This window comes from Labilibaculum manganireducens, assembly GCF_963665805.2.
Lineage (GTDB): Bacteria > Bacteroidota > Bacteroidia > Bacteroidales > Marinifilaceae > Labilibaculum > Labilibaculum manganireducens.
The window spans coordinates 1,209,689-1,230,275 of sequence record NZ_CAXXEE010000003.1 but is presented as its reverse complement, the minus strand read 5'-3'; the positions used below and the strand labels follow the sequence as shown (position 1 = coordinate 1,230,275).

The 20,587-nt window shown below is 38.2% G+C and carries 10 protein-coding genes; 7 read left to right on the top strand and 3 right to left on the bottom strand.

What is annotated here, in order from left to right; genetic code table 11:
* Window positions 1-12 precede the first annotated feature (12 nt).
* The 3 genes from ACHZAX_RS04690 to ACHZAX_RS04680 are packed head-to-tail and all read right to left on the bottom strand — an operon-like array spanning window position 13 to window position 3,141.
* Window positions 13-753, bottom strand: a complete 741-nt coding sequence (locus ACHZAX_RS04690) for a DUF4450 domain-containing protein (protein ID WP_320018214.1) — start codon at window positions 751-753, stop codon at window positions 13-15.
* Window positions 754-763: 10 nt separating this feature from the next.
* On the bottom strand, window positions 764-1,975 hold the full coding sequence (locus tag ACHZAX_RS04685; protein ID WP_320018213.1) for a rhamnogalacturonan acetylesterase: 1,212 nt from the start codon (window positions 1,973-1,975) through the stop codon (window positions 764-766).
* Between the two features lie 11 nt (window positions 1,976-1,986).
* A complete protein-coding gene (locus tag ACHZAX_RS04680; protein WP_320018212.1) occupies window positions 1,987-3,141 on the bottom strand; it encodes a glycoside hydrolase family 88/105 protein in 1,155 nt (384 codons plus the stop codon).
* A gap of 253 nt (window positions 3,142-3,394) precedes the next feature.
* Here ACHZAX_RS04680 and ACHZAX_RS04675 point away from each other — a divergent pair, with 253 nt between their 5' ends.
* The 7 genes from ACHZAX_RS04675 (at window position 3,395) to ACHZAX_RS04645 (ending at window position 19,907) form a co-directional block, all read left to right on the top strand.
* A complete protein-coding gene (locus tag ACHZAX_RS04675) occupies window positions 3,395-6,553 on the top strand; it encodes a SusC/RagA family TonB-linked outer membrane protein (protein ID WP_320018211.1) in 3,159 nt (1,052 codons plus the stop codon).
* A 36-nt stretch (window positions 6,554-6,589) separates the two neighbouring features.
* Window positions 6,590-8,536, top strand: a complete 1,947-nt coding sequence (locus ACHZAX_RS04670) for a RagB/SusD family nutrient uptake outer membrane protein (RefSeq protein ID WP_320018210.1) — start codon at window positions 6,590-6,592, stop codon at window positions 8,534-8,536.
* A gap of 264 nt (window positions 8,537-8,800) precedes the next feature.
* Entirely contained in the window at window positions 8,801-11,965 is a 3,165-nt protein-coding gene (locus tag ACHZAX_RS04665; RefSeq protein WP_320018209.1) for a glycoside hydrolase family 88 protein, read from the top strand.
* Window positions 11,966-12,031: 66 nt separating this feature from the next.
* Window positions 12,032-12,781, top strand: a complete 750-nt coding sequence (locus ACHZAX_RS04660; protein WP_320018208.1) for a rhamnogalacturonan acetylesterase — start codon at window positions 12,032-12,034, stop codon at window positions 12,779-12,781.
* Window positions 12,765-15,545 (top strand): alpha-L-rhamnosidase, encoded by a 2,781-nt coding sequence (locus ACHZAX_RS04655; protein WP_320018207.1) that lies wholly within the window; start codon window positions 12,765-12,767, stop codon window positions 15,543-15,545. The genes ACHZAX_RS04660 and ACHZAX_RS04655 overlap by 17 nt, the downstream gene beginning before the upstream one ends.
* A gap of 14 nt (window positions 15,546-15,559) precedes the next feature.
* On the top strand, window positions 15,560-16,981 hold the full coding sequence (locus ACHZAX_RS04650) for a glycoside hydrolase family 28 protein (protein ID WP_320018206.1): 1,422 nt from the start codon (window positions 15,560-15,562) through the stop codon (window positions 16,979-16,981).
* Window positions 16,982-17,078: 97 nt separating this feature from the next.
* Window positions 17,079-19,907, top strand: coding sequence for a glycoside hydrolase family 2 protein (locus ACHZAX_RS04645; protein ID WP_320018205.1), 2,829 nt, complete (start codon window positions 17,079-17,081; stop codon window positions 19,905-19,907).
* Window positions 19,908-20,587 lie beyond the last annotated feature (680 nt).

Genomic DNA, 20,587 nt, shown 5'->3' with positions numbered 1-20,587 from the left:
ATTTTTTTGTTTTTAATCTGGTGTCGATTTCATCCATTCTGTTTCTTTATTTACCCTGTAACTTCCTTCTTCAAAAAGCTTTGGAAGCATAAAATAATTGTAGTCGGCCGTAGGATTCAGAAAGTAGAAGCAAAAATAGTAATTCTGTTCATCCACCATTTTAAGATCAGCAGTCAACACTTGCGCCACAGTTTTCTTTCCGGATTTCAACAATTGAATTGGATTCGCCTGTTGATTCGCATCTGCCAATCTCAATGTCCCTCCAGCAGGTGTTAATCCTTCCAGAATTTTAAGCTTACGGCTGTTTCCATAATAAAGAGTAAATGAATTCCCCTCAATACTAAAAACATTCTGATAACAATCCTTTGGTAAAATCACAGGCTTCCACATTTCAATATCCACCTTATTGTTTGAAGCTCCTCCATATGTCCATATCAGTTGTAAATCTTTAGGGAGATTTTCACCACATAGTTTCATTACAGCCCCTTTGCTGTCAGCCAAAGGACGAATTAAAAATTCAATAGCACCCTTCGCCAATATCTCGTCCTTCAAAATGTATTTTATTTCCTTTTCGGATGATTTCAGCTTTATGCTTTTAAACTCGGAAAACCACTTACTTGTACCTTGAGTGACAACTCCAATTCGCAGCGTTCCTGCTAATTCTGGTGTAATTAGAGACCAATCCGGATTTTGAGCTTTTACAAAACCCAAACATAAAAAAGCCAGTAAAAAGGCGAATGTTTTTTTCGACATCATAAATTGTTTAGTTTCCGTCTGGTTTTTGAATTTCAGCAAAAGGTGTTGGATACCATTTAAAATTCTTGAAATCGTCAGGTGCAGCGGGGTTAAAATCCTTTACATCATCTCTTAAATACTGTACCAAAGGCAAATGAATTTGTTTCATTCCATAAACAACACATTTCGCAATTTGATTAGCACCAAAAGGATTAAAGTGAGTATTATCTTTCAAAGGCGTCTCCTGATTTGGAAACGTATTGGTCGGATAGTGAACAAATGCATTCACTGAATTTTCTACCCCCATGGCTTCATAAAGAGTGCGTGTATAGGAATGAAGATCAATCAAAGAAACATTTTCTTCGGCAGCCAGTTTTCTCATCGCATCCGGATAATCCCCATGAGTGTCAACAATTTTCCCTTCCCCGTTAAAACTTCTGCGTTGCGTTGGGGTAACAAAAACAGGATTTGCTCCTTTTTCCCGAGCTGCAACAATAAAATCTTTTAATCGATCGGTAAAATTCAGATAGGCTCCTTTCCCCTCTCCTCTTTCCTTCTGATCATTATGTCCAAACTCTACAAATATGTAATCTCCCGGTTTAATCAGCGTTAACAATTTCTCCAACCTTCGTCTGGCAATAAAACCACTTGTAGTTTCTCCGGATTCAGCATAATTAGCAAAACAAACATCATCATTAAAAAAACAAGGAATGATTTGTCCCCAGGAACACCAAGGTTCGTTTTCCTGATCAACAACAGTTGAATCTCCACATAAAAAAACAGTAAGAGCAGAATCTGAAGGTGTTATTTCAATAGAAACCACCTGAGGAGACTCGCCGTTAAATTCAAAAGTCAAGTTGCTATCCCAATTTAATTTGCTCTTTTCTCTTTTTTTGATTTTAACATTTCTTCCCTCTGTTATAATCGTATCTCTTTTATTGATATGGAAATAAACATCTTTGATTTCTCCTTTTCCTGTGGATATTCCGTCAAAAAACAGTCTTCTGGATTCCCCTCTGATTACGGTATGTCCTGCACTATTTTCAGATCCTACTCTCACATGTACTTTGTAATTTCCATCCGGAACATTTGTAAAAGTAACAAAACCATTATCAGCTTTGCTTAAAGGATCCATAATCTTAAACTGGGAGTCTTTTTCAGTGCACGAAAAAAATACAATGATTAAAGTGGCAGCAATCAAGCAAGCGGAAACCTTTCTGTTTATATTTCTAAAACTCATTAAAAAAAATATTATTTTGATTCTTGTAATTTATATACTTCTACTCCACCTAATAAAAAACAACCAATACCATAATCTTCAAAATCAGGCATACTATCATAGGTTACCGGCTGACCGTCTTTAGGTTCTTTTCCAGTTCCCTGCACATAACCTAAAAATCCATTTTCATGAATGGCATCCTTCACAACAGCATTCCAGGCTTTTGCAACAACAGGCATGTATTTTTCCTTTGACAAGAATCCGTTATTGATTCCCCATGCCATACCATATACAAATAAAGAAGTACCGGTCACCTCTTTTCCACCGTAATTTTTAGGATCGTGTAAACTCGCATTCCAAAATCCATCTTTTCTCTGACATTTTACCAATGCCTTTGTCATGGACATAAAATCATTCACATAATCCTTATAATGCTTTTCGTCTTTCGGTATTTCGCTTAATACTCTTACCAAAGCAGCATATACCCATCCGTTGCCTCTTGACCAATAACAATCTTCACCGTTTGGTTCTTTATAAGGAGGAACAAAATCGGCATCGCGCCACCATAAACCATCTTCTTTGTTATAAAGACCACCTCCAATATCATTTCTGCTGCAGGCATACATATCCCACATTTTATCAAAATATTTCGTGTCATTCATTGTGACACCATACTTCGCAAAAACCGGCATTCCCATCTGAATAGCATCTATCCATGTCCAATCATCATTTTGCGGCGTATTTACCAACATGTCTAAGTTTGCTTTTACCTTTCTAATTTGTTTAGGCTCTTTAGACAGTCGGTACAAATCGATATAAGTTTGACCGGCACAATAATTGTCTGCATTTCTTGTGCTTGCTCCGTTTCGATATCCCCAGTTATGAAATTCGGACCACAGATAGGCATAATCGTATATTTTTTCTTGAGGCAATATAGAATACAAAGCCATCAATCCTTCATAGTACACACCTCTTGTCCATATATTACTTGGCCTTTCCCGCCCCACATTCGATGGTGCTTTACAATCACTGTATTTTTCCATAAAATAATCATTCACTTTAATTATTTCTTTCAAAGTTTGTTCATGATCAATCAATTCTTGTCCCCACACCGGAGAAAAATTCATTGATGTCGTAACAATTAGTAATATAAACTGCAATAAATACATTCTGCTCAATAATCCCATTTCATATAGTATTTTAGAAATTTTTATCACCAAATGTATCACATAGCACATCTGAAAAAAAGGAAAATTATACACAAACCTAGAATATCATCCACAACAACAAAGCATCAAAATAAATACATGTTTTAGTACTATTTTCCATTTTCTATCGTGTACGCACACCTTATTTTTACAGCCATTAAAAAAGCTAGTTAGTAACTCAATTTTTAATCTATTAAAAAGTTTTTATGAACCTAATTAAATCTAGTGTAGTATGAATTTATTTAAATCAAAAAGAAAACAATTTAAAGTGTTTTTCATAACACTGCTTACAAGTTGTTTTTTTATGGCTGGAAACGTCAACGTTTGCGCACAAGGACAAACGATTTCCGTTACAGGTAGTGTTAAAGATCAAACAGGTCTGTCCATAATCGGAGCCACTATCGTAGAAAAGGGATCGGTAACAAATGGTACTATAACCGATATTGATGGAAATTACCATATTAAAGTACCTGAAAATGCAACAATAACCGTAAGTTTTATTGGTTTTTCAACTCAAGAAGTACCCGTTACCGGAAAATCAGTAATTAATTTCACCTTAGCTGAAGAAACTACAAATCTTGACGAACTAGTTGTAGTTGGTTACGGTGTACAAAAAAAGAGCGATGTAACAGGTGCAATGGTTAGAGTTGACGCAGATGACTTAACAATCAGACCTGTTGCCAACGCTTTTGAAGCATTACAGGGTAAGGCTGCAGGAGTTGACATTACTTCAAACGAGCGTCCGGGTGAAATTGGATCTATAACAATTAGAGGTGTTCGCTCTCTTGTTTCGGGTGCTAATAAACCTTTATATGTTGTAGATGGAATTCCTTTGATGTCATCAAGTGCAATTGAGACTCTTAATCCACGAGACATAGAATCGATAGATATATTAAAAGACGCATCTGCCACAGCAATTTACGGATCTCGTGGTGCTAATGGTGTAGTGCTTGTTACCACAAAAAAAGGTAAAACCGGAGCTTTCTCTCTTAACTACTCTGGTACATTAACCATAGAGAACCTTGTAGATAAAGCTCCAATGATGAATGCCAGTGATTATCTAACTTGGCGTCGTTGGGCTTATTACAACAACAACCCAGAAAGTTTCCCTCGCGGTGATCAACCCACTTTGGAAAATGATAAGATCATATTTTTAAGTGATGCAGATCCAACAGCTTGGGCAAATATCCAAAAAGGATGGGAAGGTGGTACTTGGGATGGTTCAAAAGTTGCTTCGAAAGACTGGACCGACTACGTTTCACAAACTGCAATTACTCACGAACACACTTTAAGTGCAAGTGGTGGTACTGAAAAGATGAAAGCCTATGGATCATTTGGTTACCTAAACCAAGAAGGTACACAAATTGGACAAAACTATGAGCGATATACAACTAAACTAAGTATTGATATCAAACCAAAAGATTGGTTTAGTATGGGTGGCTCTATTAATGCCGCTTGGAGTAATCAAGATTACGGAATGTCAACCTTGGGTGGTTCTTCCAGTTCAGGACCTAATAGCATCTACAACGCGGCGCAAAGAATTTATTCTTATGCTTTGCCATACGATAGTGAAGGTAATCGTATAATTGCTCCGGGAGGAGATGGAAATGTATACACTATTATTGGTGAATCTGAGCAATCTTCGCAACAACGCCAAATGTTCAGAGTTATGGGTAGTTTTTATGGTGAACTGGATTTTGGCAAAATCATCGATCAATTAGATGGATTTAAATATCGAATGAATTTTGGGCCTGATTACAGAAACTGGCGCGAAGGTGTTTATATCGATGGTAATTCTGTAAATCGTCTAGGCGGTACATCATATGCCCGATTAAAAAACCAACGGGATTTTTCCTGGACTCTTGACAACTTGTTAACTTATAATAAATCGTTTGGAGACCATACTGTTGGGGCAACATTGTTGCAAACAGCTTCTTCATGGAATATTGAATCAAGTTCAATGAGTGGGCAAAACATTGAAAAACCGAGTTTTCTATGGAACGCTTTTGGAACTTTAGATGCCACAAATCCTGACTCGAAAGTGGGTATTGGATCAGGTTTATCTGAAAGACAACTAACTTCTTACATGGGACGGTTCAATTACTCATTCACCAATCGATACTTAGTAACCGTATCCGGACGATGGGACGGTGCATCACAATTATCAGATGGACACAAATGGGCATTTTTCCCTTCTGCTGCCCTTGGATGGCGCATTGATCAAGAAAGTTTTATGGAAGACAATAACTTTGTTGATCAACTTAAATTGAGATTAGGCTTTGGTTCAACAGGAAATTCTGCTATTGATCCATATCAAACACTTGGAAATATCGCGTCGTTTTTTGTTCCTTTTGGAGGACAAGATAACCAACAAGCATACTCTATTAACGAACCAAACTACAATAAAGACCTTATCCCAATGCCAAACAAAGAACTTGGCTGGGAGATGACTACACAATACAATTTGGGTGTGGACTTTTCATTTTTTAAAGGCCGAGTTGGTGGTGCTTTGGATGTGTACAAATCTCACACAACTGATTTGCTTATGAAGATGGCAATACCAACAGTATCAGGTTATGCAACAACATATGCTAACGTCGGAGAAACTAAAAACAGAGGAATTGATATTTCGCTTACTACTGTAAACATCGCTAAGAAAGATTTTAAATGGTGTACAAATATCAATGCTGCATGGCAAAAAGATGAGATTACAAAGTTAGCTTACGGCAAACAAGATATGGTTGGTAATACTTGGTTTATTGGAGAATCGTTATCCGTCCTATATGGTATTGATGGTAATGGAATTTGGCAAAAAGAAGACCTTGCTGAAATGGAAAAATTCAATGCTAACGGTGCCGATTTTGAAGTAGGAAAAGCAAGACCAGTTGATCAAAACGGGGACTATGTGATTGATGAAAATGACAGAATTATTATTGGAAACAAAAACCCAAGATGGACTGTAGGATTCAACAATACATTTGAATACAAAGGATTAGAACTTAATATTTTAATGTACGGAAGGCTTGGCTATCAAGTATCAACCAAAGGAGAATCACAAATTGGACGATATAATCAACGTGAAATTGACTATTGGACACCAGAAAACACAGATGCAGAATATCAAAAACCTATTTACAATGAAGCTGGCGGAGATGCGTATTCTTCAGTTCTGGGATACCGTTCAGGATCATTCTTAAAATTACGTACTATCTCTTTGGGGTATAATATACCATCTAAAATTACACGAAAATTAAAAATCCAAAACCTGAAAGTATATGCACAGGCCAAAAACCTAGGTAATATTTTCTCGGATATCAATTTTAAAGATATGGATACCAACAGTTCTGTATATAACCGCGGTTTTGTTTTTGGGATGAATATTGACTTCTAGTCAAAATTTTAATTAGTATACAAAAATCTGATGATAATGAGTAAATTTAAAAATATATGTTTAGGATTAATTGCTACTGCTTTTTTGGCACCATCGTGTAGCGAGGATTTTCTAAATGAAGAAATGACCACCAGTTATAATATGGATTATTATAAAACGGAAGAAGGTCTTAATGCTTTAGCGACAAGCTTATATGCCAATATCCGTTACCATTTTGCATATGAATGGGCATATGGTACAACTAATTATGGAACTGATGAGTTTTCTAGTGGAACCGATCTTACCAGCGAAATGTGGAACACCTATGATTCACGTTTAGCACCTTATGTTACCGGAGCTGCAAACAAAAATTATCCTTCACCTCAAGCTTTATGGGATCAAATGTATTTTGGTATTAACAGTGCCAATGTTTTAATTCAAAATGCAGAATACTTTAAAGATAACGACTTAAAAAATAAATGCCTTGGTGAAGCTTACTTTTTACGTGGGTATAACTACATGCGTCTTGTAGAACAATACGGAGGTGTAATTCTAAGTTTAGAATCAAAAACTGCCGTTCAACGTAATTACACACGTAGTTCTGCTGAAGAATGCATGAAAGTAATTGTATCGGATCTTGAAGAAGCATACAAATTACTTCCTGTATCCGAATTTAGAGGAAAAGGAACTTTTTCTAAACCATTAGCAGCTCACATGTTAGCTAAAGCTTTATTGTTGAGATGCTCTGAACGCAATGAAGATTGGAATACTTCTTATAAGGCTGCTGATTTAGATCAAATTATTACACTAGCTGATTATGTAATTGCTGAACGTCCATTGGCTAATAACTTTGCCGATTTATGGGACTGGACAGGTGTTGACTGTGATGCTGAAATGTTACCTGAGATCCTTATGGCTGCTCAATTTAACGCCGGAGCTTCAACAGCAGGAAGATATCAAAACAGAACTTACTGTTATTTTCTATCGCAATACTCTAATCTTCCATATATGACAAGAACTGTTGCCGGAGGTTTAGATTTTCAACGCTTAAGAACCACCGAATATGGATGCAATTTATTCAATCGTAAAAACGATTCTAGATTCTGGAAATCATTCAAAACAAAATACAGAGTTAATAAAGCAAGTGCAGACAATGAATATGGTATTGAAAACGGCGATTTAGGAGTTATATATATCATTAATGATAAAGATGACAACCGATTCGATGCTTCTCAATTAGGGAATGGTTCATTCAGTTATGTAGATCCTGCTACCAACAAAGTAGTTCCTAATACTTTTGTTAATTATGCTGGTGGTGCTTGGGTAGCTCAAAAATGGGGAAACAATCGTTACGTTTCTCTTAGTAAATACGAAGATGGATCACGTACAGCAATTAAAGCCAGCGGAAATAGAGATGGTGTTTTGGCGAGAACAGGTGAAACGTACCTAATTAAAGCAGAAGCACTGGTACGTCAGGGCAAATATCAAGATGCTATAGATGTAGTAAATATATTACGCGCCCGTGCTGAATTTAACGATGGTGAATTGCGTGAACACCATACTGATGGTGCTCAGGCTGCTAATGGTGGCGCAGATGAAGATTTTGATGCTTATACCAATAGTAATTCTTACTACGAATCACTTAACATTCCATACTCTACAGAAGCAACAAGCTTACAAATAGCTTCTTATACTACACTTCCTCAAGAAGATGAAGATATATTAAATAAGATAGGAGCTACAAGCGAATATGACCGTATGTTAAATTTCATTCTTGATGAACGTTCAAGAGAGTTATACGGAGAGTTTTTACGCTGGGCTGATTTAAGTCGAACCAAAACACTTATACAACGCGCAAAAGCTTTTAATTCTGAAGCGGTAAATGTTACAGAGCAACACTATTTACGTCCGATACCACAATCATTTATTGATGGTTTACTTCATGAGGATGGATCAAACTTAACTCAAGAAGAACAAGACGCTTTGCAAAACCCAGGATACTAATAAATCCTAAACTATTAAAATCACTAAACCGGTTCAAATCTGTTCCCGTTTAGTGATTTTTTTTTACTCTGATTATTCCAACAAAAATAAATTGCCAGGCTCTTCCGAATAGCAATATCCACTATATTAAATACATTCTTGGCGAATACATCTCCAAATATGGATGATTTGACATGAATACGGAAAAATATACATCTGTTGCAATTTATTCATCTCTACTTTTGATGTAAGTAATAACAGATAACAGCTTATAAAATATTCGCAATGAAACTCTCATTTGGCAGTACACAACATCAGACTTTTTTAGCACAATTTTTAATTGTCATTTTTATAATTTCGTTAAATTCTCTTTCCTATGCTCAGGAGAAGAAATCTAACTCTGGAAAAAATAGAAAATCCAACGTCACAAATAAAACGGAATTTAATGATGCAAACACACCTCTTCATCTTTTACAACCTGATTACCCAATAAACTATCAGGCTCCAGACAAAGATCAAATTGAAAATCAACTTAAAACAATTGTAAATTATCTGGAGCAGGTTACTCCGGCTGGTATAATTGATTCAAAAAGTCAAAAAGTTATTACTAAGTATGAAAACATCGACAGATACAGTCAATTAAAAAAAGGAGATTTTAGATTAACCTCATACGAATGGGGAGTTACCTATGCGGCTATGCTGCGCATGACCCAGGTAACTGATAATGAAACGTATTTGAATTATGCACGGAACCGATTTGCATTTTTAGCAGAAACAGCTCCTTATTTCAAAAAACAATTGGATGAAGTTGGAACGATTGATCCTTTGATGACAAAGGTTTTACAACCCAAAGCTTTAGATGATGCCGGCGCCATCTGTGCAGCAATGATCAAAACATCAACATTCGACAAAACCTCTTCAAAATTAGATACTTTAATCGGTAACTACATCGATTATATCATGTACCACCAATATCGCTTAAAAGATGGAACATTTGCACGCAAACGTCCGCTGTATAATACTGTTTGGTTAGATGATCTATTCATGAGTATTCCCGCTTTACTGCAAATGGGAAAATACAGGCATGATGACAAATACACTCAGGAAGCCGTTAAACAAATCAAACTGTTTAAAGATAAACTATTTGTTGAAAACGAAGGCCTTTTTCGTCACGGATGGGCTGAAGGTTTAGAACCTGAACCAACATTTTTCTGGGCGCGGGCCAATGGCTGGGCTTTGCTAACCCTTTGCGAAGCTTTGGATGTTTTGCCTAAAGATAATGAAGATAGAAAATGGATCATGGATCTTTATCAACAGCAAATTGGTTCATTGGTTCAGTATCAATCCGGACAAGGTTTATGGCACCAACTAATAGATAAAAACGATTCTTACCTGGAAACTTCAGCAAGTGCAATTTACGTATTTGCAATTGCTCACGGTATCAATCAGGGATGGTTAAATGCAAGAGTATACGGTCCTGTAGTTACTTTGGGATGGAATGCTCTTTCTCAAAAAATAAATCCGAAAGGACAAGTTGAAGGTACTTGCGTAGGAACGGGAATGGGATTTGATCCGGCATTCTATTATTATCGTCCAACCAGTGCTTTTGCCGCTCACGGATACGGACCAATGTTGCTCGCTGGTGCTGAAATGATCGAATTATGCAATCACTGGTTTCCTAAAATGAACGATAGTGCAATTCATTTTTACGGACAAACACTACCCTATTCGGAACCCATTTTTGAAGTTGGTGATCCAAGACATCCGCCATATAAAAAAGCAGGCAGTAGTCGTAAAGGAAAAAAACCGGTTGTGTTTGTAATTGGTGATTCAACAGTAAAAAATGGCCGGGACAAAGGTGATTTAGGTCAATGGGGCTGGGCCAGTTTTTTCGATCGCTTTTTTGATACATCAAAAATTACAGTGGAAAACCATGCATTAGGGGGCCGAAGCAGCAGAACATTCCTAACCGAAGGATTGTGGCAAAATGTGCTGGAAGGCTTACGGGAAGGAGACTACCTGTTTATTCAGTTTGGTCACAATGATGGCGGTCCCTTTGATACCGGACGCGCCCGGGCTTCTATCAAAGGAGCTGGCGAAGAATCAAAAACTTATACCATGGAAGCTACCGGCGGACCGGAAACTGTATATACTTTTGGTCATTACATGCGTCATTATATTGAACAAGCTAAAGCTCATGGTGTAAAAGTAATTGCCTTGGCTCACACACCACGCAACAACTGGGAAGATGGTAAAATGGTGCGTGTAACAGACACTTATGCCAAATGGACCAAGCAGGCCGCAGAAGACGAAGGCGTTTGCTATATCGATGCCAACGATCTTTGTGCAAAAGAATACGAAAAAATAGGTCTGGAGGCCACTAAACCCTACTATAAAGACAATGTACACACTTCATACATTGGAGCAATAACGAACGGAAATACAATTGCCAAGGCCACATATAATCTCGAAAATTGCGACCTGAAAAAATATATGAAAAAAGAAGCCATTGACAATCCAACTAAGGTGGCATCAAAACCTTTGTACCGCGATCCCAAATTTGACGGAGCTGCAGATCCGGTTGTAATATGGAACAAAAAAGAACAAAAATGGTTCATGTTCTATACCAACCGAAGAGCCAATCTGGAAAATACAAATGGAGTTGACTGGGTACACGGAACACCAATTGGTATTGCAGAATCAGAAGATGGAGGACTAAACTGGAAATACCGCGCCGATGCAAACATTAATTATGGTGGTGACAGCACAACTTACTGGGCTCCGGAAGTAATAGAACATGACGGGATTTATCACATGTACCTGACTGTTGTACCGGGAATTTTCAGCGATTGGAATCATCCCCGCCACATCATTCATTTGACCAGCAGTAACCTGATTGACTGGAAATTTGAATCTCAGCTAAATTTGGCTTCAGATAAAGTAATTGATGCTGAAGTTGTAAAAGCTCCAAACGGAAAATGGAGAATGTACTACAACAATGAGAAAAATAATAAATCCATTTACTATGCCGAAAGCAACGACCTGTACAATTGGGAGGACAAAGGATTGGCTGTAGGAAATAAACGCGGCGAAGGCCCTGTTGTCTTCTTCTGGCAAAACCAATATTTCATGATAATTGATTCATGGGATGGATTATCTGTTTTCAGTTCCAAAAACATGCAAAACTGGCATCTTCAAAAGGAAAACATATTGGATAAACCCGGATGTTATGAAGATGATCAGGTAAAAGGAGGTCATGCTGATGTAGTAATCAATAATGGCAGAGCTTACATTTTCTATTTTACTCATCCGGGAAGACTTGAAGGCGTAAATGATGACAATTATGAAACCAGAAGATCATCCATACAGGTTGGAGAATTAAAATTTGTAAATAATCAAATATCCTGTAATCGTAATTTACCGGTAGATATTAAATTAGTGAATCCTTAAGATCAGTAAGCTAATTCAAGAAGTTTTTTAAGCACATTCAAATCACGATAAAAAATCAGTAAAAACATGAAATTTAAAGCAATATCATTACTCACTATAAGCACATTCCTTTTGGTTTGCTGCTCACAAGAACCAAAAGACGTTCGTCTATTTATATCAGGCGATTCAACAGCTCAAAGCTACGACACAACAAAAACCGTAATGAGAGGCTGGGCACAGATGCTGCCCGGTTTTTTCGACGAACACGTTACTGTTGTTAACAAGGCGAAAGCAGGCAGAAGTACCAAAAGCTATCTGGCAGAAGGTAGATGGAAAGAAGTAGTTGATTCTCTTCAACCAAATGATTATGTGATCATACAATTTGGTCACAACGATGCATCATCAAAACCGGAAAGACATGCCTCCTACCCTGATTACAAAAGAAATCTGATTACTATGGTGAAGGAAGCACAGGCAAAAAAAGCCCGGCCAATTCTGGCTACATCAATTGTGATGAGAACCTTTAAAGACAATGGCTTACTTGATGATCGGTTAAAAGGATATCCAGCCATTACCCGTCAATTGGCCGATTCTTTAAACATTCCTTTAATTGATACCTGGCTTAAATCCAGGGATTTGATTATCATGATGGGTGATGAACCCTCAAAAAAATTGTACATGTGGATAGAAGCTGGTGTTGATTCAATCCGACCAAATGGTTCTCAGGATGATACACACCTTCAGGCTCCCGGAGCTGCAGCAATTGCAGAAATAGTAGCAGCAGAAATCAAAAAACAAAACCTTAAAGACATAGCGAACCATGTTCTTATCCCGTAAAAACACAGCTAAATTAGCGACTCTGCTTTTAATTCCTTTTCTAATTGTACGTTGCCAGTCGGATGTTCAATGGCCCGAAGAATCTGTGAACACGAAACCCGGAACCCGGTGGTGGTGGATGGGCAGTGCTGTTGATGAAGCAAACCTGTCGAGAAATCTGGAATTGTATTCTGATGCCGGACTAGGTTCCCTGGAGATCACACCAATTTATGGTGTTCAGGGAAATGATTCCAATGAAGTTGACTTCTTATCAAACAGATGGATGGAATTATATTCTCACACCCAAAAGGAGGCTGAAAAACTGGGGATAAATATCGATATGAATACCGGAACTGGTTGGCCATTTGGCGGACCTGATGTTGGGCTAAAAGATGCTGCCGGTCGATTGTTAATCAAGGAATTTAAATTATCGACAGGACAACAATTCAATCAATTGATTGTTCCTGAAGAGAAAAAGCAGGCAGAAACGGCAAGACTGGCAAGTTTAATGGCTTTTTCCGAAACAGGTGAAAAATTAGACCTGACAGATAAAGTGATCAACCAAAAGCTTGATTGGAAAGCACCTGTTGGTAAATGGACATTAATTGCTCTTTTCGAGGGAAACACATTCCAACAGGTTAAAAGAGCGGCTCCTGGTGGCAAAGGTTTGGTTTTGAATCATTTCTCGAAAGAAAGTACAGCGAAATACCTGAGTAAATTTACGAAAGCCTTTAACGAAAGCGGTGCGCCTGTTCCCAATTACTTTTTTAATGATAGTTATGAAGTATATAATGCAGACTGGACTCCAGGCTTTCTAACTGAATTTGAACAAATGCAGGGCTATAAACTGCAGGATTATCTTCCTCAATTTTTAGATACAGCACGAAACGAAACTACAGCAAGAATCGTTTCGGATTACAGGGAAACACTTTCGAATTTATTATTGGAAAACTTTACCAAGCCCTGGACTGAGTGGGCACACAAGCTGAATAGTAAAACGCGGAATCAGGCACACGGTTCGCCGGCTAACTTAATTGATATTTATGCCGCAGTAGATGTTCCCGAATGCGAAGGATTTGGATTGTCCGACTTTCACATTAAAGGTCTTCGTAAAGATTCTTTGACACGTCATAACGACTCCGATTTTTCCATGTTAAAGTACGCCTCGTCGGCAGCTCATATTTCAGGAAAAAAGTATACTTCATCAGAAACATTTACATGGCTTACCGAGCATTTCAGAACCTCTTTCTCTCAGTGTAAACCCGATTTGGATTTGATGTTTGTTTCAGGCGTTAATCACGTTTACTTTCACGGCACAACCTATAGCCCGGCTAAGGCTGCATGGCCGGGATGGAAATTTTATGCTTCGGTGGACATGAGTCCAACCAACCCATTGTGGCGCGATGCAAAACCCTTTTTTAAATATATATCACGCGTACAATCGTTTTTGCAAATAGGTAAACCCGATAATGATTTTCTGGTTTATTTACCTGTTTACGATATGTGGCACAAAGTGGACGGTAAATTATTGCAGTTCGACATCCATAAAATGAAACAACGTGCTCCGGAATTTATTCATGTAGTCAACCAAATTAGTGACGCCGGCTATGACATGGACTATATTTCGGATTCATTTATCACCAGTACCGAATTTAAAGACGGACATCTAATTACATCGGGAGGAACTTCGTACAAAGCTTTAATTGTTCCTGCCGTAGATAAAATGCCGGTAGAGGTTATTAAAAAACTGATCGATCTGGCCAAACAAGGCGCACAAATTGTGTTCATGGGTAATTACCCTAAAGATGTTCCCGGATATGGAAATCTGGAAAACAGAAGAAAACAATTTCTTACTTTCAGTGATCAACTACCTGATGTTGACTTTAACGAAACCATGGTAAGCTCCTTTTCGAAAGGAAAAATAATTACCGGAACGGATTATAAAAACACACTTGCTGCTGCCGGAGTTGTTGCTGAAGAATTTAAAACAAAAGCGGATCTTAAATACATTCGCAGGAAAAACAGCAAAGGGTATCATTATTTTGTTTCTGCACTTAAAGCTGAGGATACAGATAGCTGGATTACTTTACCGAAGCAAGCTGAATCTGTCGTGTTTTTCAATCCAATCAATGGACAAAAAGGAAAAGCACAAATAAAACAAACCGATGATAAAACAAAAGTAAGGCTGCAGTTAAAATCCGGAGAATCATTGATACTCCAAACATTTTCGACAAACGTTACGGGTGAAAACTGGCCTTATCTTAAAGAAACAGGAAGTCCATTTGTGCTGAACAACAACTGGAAAATATTCTTTAAAGAGAGCATCCCTGCTGTCACCGACACCTTTGCTATTCCAAAATTAGTTCCCTGGACCGATCTAAAGATTCCTGAGGTCAAAGAAAATATGGGTACAGCCGTATATTCAACAACATTTACGGTAAATAAAAAAACGGCTGATGACTGGATTCTTGATTTGGGTGATGTGAGAGAAACAGCCAGAGTAAGGCTGAATGATGTTGATATTCAAACACTCTGGTCGGTACCCTACGAACTTTCTGTTGGCAAATACCTTAAAAACGGTCTTAATGCAATAGAAATAGAGGTAACAGGTTTACCAGCCAATCATATCGCAAGTTTAGATCAAAAAGGAGTTCAATGGCGTATTTTCAAGGAAATTAATATCGTTGACCTTAATTACAAAAAAACAGGTTACGCAAATTGGAAAACAATGCCTGCCGGCTTAAACAGTGAAGTAAAATTAATACCCGTTAACTTTTCGAATTAAAGTTTAAATACCCTATGAAGTCATTACAATTTATCATACTCCTACTTTGCGGATTTGGCGCATTGGGGCAGAATAATTCTTCAATCCCTAAATTTACCTGGATGGAAAATGCAGGCAGCCACACTTTTCCAGATCAGAAAACCGTGTTTCGTGTTGAAGATTACGGGGCTGTTGGAGATGCACTTGTTTTAAACACCAAAGCCATTCAAAAAGCACTTGATGAAGCAGAAGCTGCCGGAGGAGGAACAGTAACGTTTAAACCCGGTGTTTATTTAACAGGATCTCTTTTTATCGGCAACAACGTTAATTTCAACATTCCGAAAGGAACCATGCTGACCGGGAGTCAGAATCTGGAAGATTACAAACAAATTGATACCCGTGTTGCAGGAATTGAGATGAAATGGCCGGCTGCACTCATTAATATTATTAACAAAAAGAATGCTGCCATTACAGGAAATGGAACAATTCACGGCAAAGGAAAAGTGTTTTGGGATAAATACTGGAACATGCGTAGGGAATATGAACCCAAAGGACTTCGCTGGATTGTAGATTACGATTGTGAAAGACCTCGGGGAATACTAATATCTGATTCTGAAAACATCACTATTGATGGAATTGTACTGTATCAGCCGGGCTTTTGGAGTCTTCATATTCTGTACTCGAAATACGTAACCGTTAATGATGTTACTATTAGTAACAATATAGAGGGGCACGGACCAAGTACTGATGGTGTGGATATTGACTCCTCTTCGTTTATTTTGGTTCAAAACAGCAATATCAATTGCAATGATGACAATTTTTGTTTAAAAGCAGGACGCGACAGCGATGGTCTTCGGGTAAACCGGCCTTGTGAATACATTGTAATCAGAGATTGTTATGCTGGTATGGGAGCCGGACTTTTTACAATCGGGAGCGAAACATCAGGCAGCATCAGACATGTGGTTGCCTACAATTTAACAGCAGAAGGCACATCTTTTGGTTTACGTTTTAAGAGTACGATTCAACGGGGAGGCAAAATCGAGGATATTCATTTGGCAAATATCACCATGAATAAGGTTAAATATCCTCTGTCTGTTGATTTGGACTGGAATCCGGCTTACAGCACATCATTGCTTCCTGAAGAATACAAGAATAAAACACTGCCTGAGCATTGGAAAAAAATGCTGGCTTATGTTGATCCTAAGGATGGAACTCCAAAGTTCCAAAACATATCCTTCTCCGATATTAAAGCCACCGGAGCTAAACGCTGTATCAATGTTGTTGGAATTAAAAGCAGTACTATTGAAGACTTTAATTTCAGCAATGTAACAATACAAGGTGAAAATTCAGGTGTAATCAAATATGCCAAAAACTGGAAATGTGAACATTTTAAGATAAAATCAAACGATACTTTATCTCTGGAAAATAACAAGAATATAGATTTGGAAAACAATTAGATTAGCTAAAAAGTTATATGTTGCAGGTTCTTGGGCACAACTCATAACTCATAACATTTCCAAGACAAGCTTAATATCAAACAATAATACATACCACATGAAACATCAACTCATTACCTACCTGCTTTTGTTAACCTGTTTCTGCGCAACGGGACAGCAAACTGAACGGCAATATTTATCAGGAACTGGATTGGGAAATACTGTTACCTGGGATTTTTACTGCTCGGCTGGTCAAAACAGCCAAAAATGGAGTCAGATAGAAGTTCCTTCGCAATGGGAACTTCAGGGCTTTGGAGAATACACTTATGGCAGATGGTACAAGAAAAAGGGAGTTGAACCTTCGAAAGAAACCGGCACCTACAAATACTCATTTAAGGTGCCAAAAAAATGGAGCGGACAACAAATTTCGATTGTTTTTGAAGGTGCCATGACGGATACCGAAGTATTCATCAACGGAGAAAAAGCCGGAGATATGCACCAAGGCGGGTTTTATCGTTTTTCATACGATATTACCCATAAAATCACTACCGAAAAAAAGAATGATCTTAAGGTAATTGTTCACAAACACTCGGCAAACAACAGCATCAACAACGCCGAAAGAAAAGCCGATTGGTGGACTTTCGGCGGCATTTACCGTCCGGTTTATTTAGAGGCAAAACCTCGAACAGCAATGAATCATGTGGCATTGGATGCAAAAGCCGACGGGAGTTTACAGGCTGACATTGATTTGTCTGAGGAAATAAAATCAGGTAAAATTATTGCCAGCATTGAACCCTTAACAGGAAAAGGAAAATTTGCGTCTAAGACCATTCCATTGACTCAGAATGGCAAAAAACAACACATCAGCACAAAATGGGATGATGTTATCAGCTGGAATCCTGAGAATCCTCAACTTTACAAACTGCACCTAAAATTAATCGGCCAAAACAATAAAACTTTGCACGAGTGGTCGTCGAGAATTGGTTTTAGAACGGTTGAATTCAGGGCAAAAGATGGTATTTATGTGAATGATACCAAAATTGTAATGAAAGGGATCAACCGCCACTCATTTTATCCGGAAGGAGGACGAACCACCAATCGTGAAATCAGCAAAAGCGATGCTCTTTTACTAAAAGAAATGAACATTAATGCTGTTCGTTTTCACTACCCGCCGGATCAGCACTTTCTGGAAATGTGTGATTCAATCGGTTTGTTTGTAGTAGATGAATTGGCCGGATGGCAAAACTGTTACGACACCGAAGTGGGATCAAAACTGCAGAAAGAAATGCTGACACGCGATGTAAATCACCCATGTATTGTATTGTGGAGCAATGGAAATGAAGGAGGCTGGAACTACGATCTTGATCAGCATTTTGCCGATTACGATCCTCAGAACCGACATGTAATTCACCCATGGGCTGACTTTAATGGAATTGATGCCCACCACTACCCTGCCTACTTAACCGGGGTTGCACGATTGACCAACGGCTATAAAGTATTTATGCCAACCGAATTCATGCATGGAATGTATGATCAGGGACTTGGTGCAGGTTTAGAGGATTTTTGGGACAACTGGACCTCTCACCCATTATTTGCAGGTGCTTTTATGTGGTCGTTTGCTGATAATGCTGTGAAACGTACTGATAAAAACGGCATTTTAGACTCTGACGACTTTAGAGCTCCCGACGGTATTGTTGGGCCTTACCGGGAAAAAGAAGGCAGTGTATTTACCGTTCGTGAGGTTTGGGCTCCTATTCAGTTCAAAAAGCTATACATCACCCCTTCGTTTAATGGTAAATTTACAGTATCGAACAAATTCCTTTATACCAATTTAAAGGACTGTAAAATGACTTATCAACTGTATAAAATTAATTCTCCTTTAAAAGGATCTAAAAAAGAGATTTTAGGCAAGGGGATTGTTTCTCTTCCACAAATAGATCCTGGCGAAACAGGTTTTGCCAAAATGGAATTGCCGGCTGATTTCTTTGATGCAACGGTTTTAGAGATTGAAGCATTCGATCCTGCCGGGCATAAAATCTGCAACTGGAGCTGGCCTGTAAAATACGCCGGTGAATACTTCAAATTACAACATGCAGGTAAAACCGCAGATGGAGATGTAAAACTTACTGAAACGGACAGTATTACTACTTTGGAAGCAAATGGAGTCTCCGTATCGTTTAATCAGCAAAATGGTCAGATTTTACAGGTAAAAAACAAAAAAGGAATTGTGCCTTTTACCAATGGACCTGTTGCTGTAGGCATGAAAATTCAGTACAAAGAATGCTATGCAAAACAAAATCTGCACAGCGCTCAGTTTGTTGCCAAATATCTGGGTGGTATCGATTCTATTGTTTGGACAATGGATGCAAAAGGACTTTTAAATATGAACGCTGTTATGCTGAACAGAGCTGGCGGAGGCAAAGGCTTTGACGATGCATTTACCGACAACGAAATAAATAATTTTGGTTTGACCTTCTCGTACCCCGAAAAAATAGTGAAAGGAATGGAATGGTTCGGCCGTGGTCCTTACCGGGTTTGGAAAAACAGAGTAAAAGGAACCAATTATGATCTTTGGCAAAAAGATTACAACAACACAATTACCGGAGAAAGTGAATACGGATTAACTTATCCTGAATTCAAAGGCTTTCATGCCAATTTATATTGGGCTGCCATACAGTCTGATGAGGCTCCATTTACGGTATATTCTGAAAGCGACGGCGTATTCTTACGAATGCTGACCCCCGAAGAACCTAAAGGAAGAATGGAAGGAAGACACACAATGCCGGTCTTCCCGTCGGGTGATATCTCATTTTTATACGATATTCCAGCAATTCAATCTTTCAAACCAATATCCATGCAGGGACCTCACAGTCAGCCGGGAAATATCCGGATAAAAGTAGGTGACGAAGGAATTAGAATGATATTGGATTTTGATTTTAAAGAATAGTAGTCAATCCATTTTGTAATGTTTATGAGGCTGTCTTATTAAAAGGCAGCCTCTTTTTTTATAGTTTTTCCTTCGACAGTCATTGGTATAGTACCACGACGGTTACCGGTATAGTACCACGACGGTTGTTGGTACAGTACTACGACGGTTACCGGTATAGTACCACGACGGTTGTTGGTACAGTACCACGACGGTTACCGGTATAGTACTACGACTGCAGCGGTCGTGGCAAATACTACCCCTTCTTTCTCTCCTCTTTACACAAATAGTTGCAGGGCTCGTTTTTATGCGCCATGCATTTTCGGCATTTTTTAAATAGCTTTTGTTTTAACTCGACGCTTTAGTAAGACCGGGAAGTTGAGAATTTGTTCGAAAATCGCCCTGCCACACTTAAGTGTGAGATAAATAAGGAAGTTATTTTAAAAGCATCCTTGATTTTTTTTATTCACGATTTTAATTTTTAGGATGTTCTTGGTCTCACTTTGTTCGGCAGCTTCGCTTTTTAAATCAAGCAAAAAAAATGAAGTCGGGTTTGGGCGGATAGCTCAATACAAAAAAAAGAGCGACAGATCGGCTGTAAAAGCTGTAGTTCTGTCGCTTAATTTTGCTGAGAAATAATTGATCCGTGCACGCATAGATTCATATGCTGTAAAAGACTTGCTGCTTTCTGTTTCGCTCAG